Annotated in this window: 4 protein-coding genes; 2 read left to right on the forward strand and 2 right to left on the reverse strand. The window is 60.5% G+C overall.

The window, feature by feature from the left end; all coding sequences use genetic code 11:
* The first annotated feature begins 372 nt into the window (after positions 1-372).
* Positions 373-657, forward strand: coding sequence for a type II toxin-antitoxin system Phd/YefM family antitoxin (locus AC2VOU_RS02840; protein WP_486955999.1), 285 nt, complete (start codon positions 373-375; stop codon positions 655-657).
* On the forward strand, positions 654-932 hold the full coding sequence (locus tag AC2VOU_RS02845; RefSeq protein ID WP_486956000.1) for a type II toxin-antitoxin system RelE family toxin: 279 nt from the start codon (positions 654-656) through the stop codon (positions 930-932). The genes AC2VOU_RS02840 and AC2VOU_RS02845 overlap by 4 nt, the downstream gene beginning before the upstream one ends.
* 90 nt (positions 933-1,022) lie before the next feature.
* Here AC2VOU_RS02845 and AC2VOU_RS02850 read toward each other — a convergent pair whose 3' ends face one another.
* Both AC2VOU_RS02850 and AC2VOU_RS02855 read right to left on the reverse strand, forming a co-directional pair.
* On the reverse strand, positions 1,023-2,435 hold the full coding sequence (locus tag AC2VOU_RS02850) for an amino acid permease (RefSeq protein WP_486956001.1): 1,413 nt from the start codon (positions 2,433-2,435) through the stop codon (positions 1,023-1,025).
* A gap of 155 nt (positions 2,436-2,590) precedes the next feature.
* Positions 2,591-3,104, reverse strand: a 514-nt coding sequence (locus tag AC2VOU_RS02855; RefSeq protein ID WP_486956002.1) for an alkaline phosphatase family protein, incomplete at its 5' end; no start/stop codon positions are given.

Consider the following 3,104-nt stretch of genomic DNA (forward strand, 5'->3'; position numbering starts at 1 on the left):
ACCTTGAGCGATGGACGTCACCTAAATGAATACATCCATGATTTGACTGCAGAAGTTCGGAGCTGCTGGTCTGAATGGATTGACGCCACAGACAATCAGGAACTCAAAGACATCTTGACGGCTGCCGACGAAGATGCGCACAACGATTGCTCACGTTTGAAAGTGCTACTCAAGTAAGCGGTAAGGCAGGCCACCGTGAAGGGATCGGGGCGTAAACGCAGCGCTGGCCACTACCAGGCTCTGCTACATCGGACTAGACAATCAGCGTCATTTCGCGCGACAGACCTTCGAGCTCAAGGTGGATGCTGAGCTCTTCAACCGTCAAAGCACCTCCCCTGGACCCCGACAGAGAAACTGGTCATACTTATGACCATGTCGCAAGTCAGCTCGCTTGCCGAGGCAAAGGCACATCTGTCGGAATTGGTAGCCCGCGTCGGCGATCAGCACGAACGGATCACAGTCACGGTGCACGGACGTCCCACGGCAGTCCTGCTCGCCGTCGACGATCTAGAGTCACTCGAGGAAACCATTGCGGCGCTCTCCGACTCAGCAGCGCTTCGCGCCCTTGGAGAGGCCGACGCTGAGCTAGCCCGTGGCGAAGGGGAGAATCAGGACAGCCTTGCCGCCGCAATGCAAGCACGCCGCGCTAGGACGTGACCGACCGGCAATACCAGCTGATAATCGCGCCGATCGCGAAAAAGCAACTAGTCGAACAACTTCCCGAATCAGTGGCGTTCGCTGCCTACGAGTTCATTATCGGTCCGCTGCTCGACAGTCCGCACCGAGTTGGCAAGCGGCTCCGAGCACCGTTGCACGATCGCTGCAGCGCACGTCGCGGTACCTACCGCGTGATCTACCGGATCGACGACGAACTGCAGCACGTCACCGTAGTTGGTGTGTTCAACCGCGCAGATTCATACCGTGCCCGATAAACAACGGCGTGGGCACGATCATAGTTTCGCCGGCCGTGAGATACCGCGGGACTTTGGCCGCCCGGACGCCTCAGATGGGCTGCGAATACCTCAGCGCCCAAAGCGATTTCGTTGACCACCGGCAAGCCTCTCGGCCCTGCCACCGGCTGGCAGTTGGCGGGCGGCCGAGCCCCGCCGCCACTTGACGAGGAAGTACAACGCAATCACGACAGCCCACGACAACAGGCTGAGCCAGAGTTGGGTGTGCGCGCCGCGGTCGAACGCCATCTGTACCAGCACACCCACGATGCCGGCGACGGTAAGGATGGAAAGCCATGGGAAGAACCACATTTTGACCAGAAGCTTATCCGGAGGCGTCCTACGACGAAGAACGATTTGGGAAAGTGCAATCAACATGTAGACGAATAGGACGACGGCGCCTGACGAGTCGAGCAGGAAGGCGAACACCGTGCCGGGCGAGAGCCAGGCCATCACGACACAGCCGAAACCCACCACCGACGAGCACAAGATCGCAACGTAGGGGACCCCGCGCCGGCTGAGCTTGACCAGCTGAGCCGGTGCCTCTCGGCGGCCGGCGAGCACGAATAGTATGCGCGACGCGGTGTATAAGCCCGAATTCAAGCAAGACAGTACGGCGGTCAGCACCACCGCATTCATGATTTGATCCGCACCGGGAATGCGCATCCGCTTGAACGCAGCCACGTAGGGCGAGGCACCGACCTGCACAGAGTCCCACGGCAGCAGCACAACCAGCAGAAAGACCGAACCGACGAAGAACACCACGATGCGGGCGACCACGGTGTTGGTCGCGCGCTGCACCGCGCGCTCCGAGTTGGGGGTTTCGGCGGCGGCGATGGTAGCGATTTCCGCGCCGACCATGGAGAAGATCGCGACCACGATGGCGGCAAAGACGGCCCCCACCCCATTCGGGAAGAATCCGCCATGCGAACCGAGGTTGGACAAATCCAGCTGACGATCTGGCCACAGCCCGAGGACGAACAATGTGCCGGCGCCCAGAAAAGCCACAATGGTAGCGACTTTGATTCCGGCGAACCAGAATTCGAACTCCCCATAGGATGCGACGGAGAACAGGTTGGTCACGGTCATCATGACCATCAGGACCAGCGCGGGCAACCACAACGGCGCATGAAACCAGTAGGTGATGACCTTCCCGCCGGCGACGGCCTCGAATCCGACCACGATTACCCAGAAGTACCAATACAGCCAGCCAACCGAGAAGCCGGCCCAGCCGCCGAGGGCTTGTCCCGCATAGTCAGCGAACGATCCCGTGCGGGGGTTCGCGGCAGCCATCTCACCGAGCATCCGCATCACCAGAATGATCAGCACACCGCACACCGCGTAGGTCAGGAACGCGGCCGGGCCGGCCGCATGGATTACCACGCCAGACCCGACAAACAACCCAGCGCCAATCACGCCGCCGATGGCGATCATGTTGAGCTGACGCTGCGACAGACCTTGGCGCAGCTCCGATGGACTACCCATGGCTTGCCATTTCGTGGGTCCTCCTGGCGCGCCCCGCCACCTAGTGCTGGTGTCTAACCACAGCACATTAGGGGGCGAGGCACCACTCGGGAGCGTCCAATGTAGAGCTATCGAAGCCGGCGGGATCAGATCCTGCCGGTTTAGCTGTGCTAGCGCTATTGCGGGTTTCCGGTATGGGCGTCGAGCGTCACCGTCGGTTGGGTCGGGCCCTTGAAATCAAACATCCCGTCCAGTACACCGGCGCGTTCGTCGAACGAGTGATCGCCAATGCGGCCGGTGCTCCAGTTGTCTTCGATGAACCGAGTGATTGAACTTTGGTCAGTAAGCGTGTGGTCCACGAAATTTGTTTTGGCATAAGGTGATATCACCAACAGCGGTAGCCGCGGGCCATACCCGCACCGTCCTTGGTAGACGATGGGTGCCCCGCCCGCATCGCCGCATTTACCTGGGCCGTCCAGAGCGTCTTCGGCTGTGGCGGAAGGCGATACGATCACCGGGGGCTGGTGGTCGTACCAGCCGTCGGAGTCGTCATAGGCGATGACAATGGCCATGTCCCGCCATTCCGGGAGTTTCTGCAGATGGTTGACCGTTTCAACGAGGAACTGCTGTTCGTCGAGCGGATCAGAATAACCGGCGTGCGCATCTTGGTAGCCCGGCGGTTTCAGAATG

It is taken from the genome of Mycobacterium sp. TH-M25, assembly GCF_057473665.1.

Bases quoted from the DNA above. Each gene is read 5' to 3' on its own strand.
- AC2VOU_RS02850 (WP_486956001.1), bottom strand. From the start codon at position 2,435: ATGGGTAGTCCATCGGAGCTGCGCCAAGGTCTGTCGCAGCGTCAGCTC.
- AC2VOU_RS02840 (WP_486955999.1), top strand. From the start codon at position 373: ATGTCGCAAGTCAGCTCGCTTGCCGAGGCAAAGGCACATCTGTCGGAA.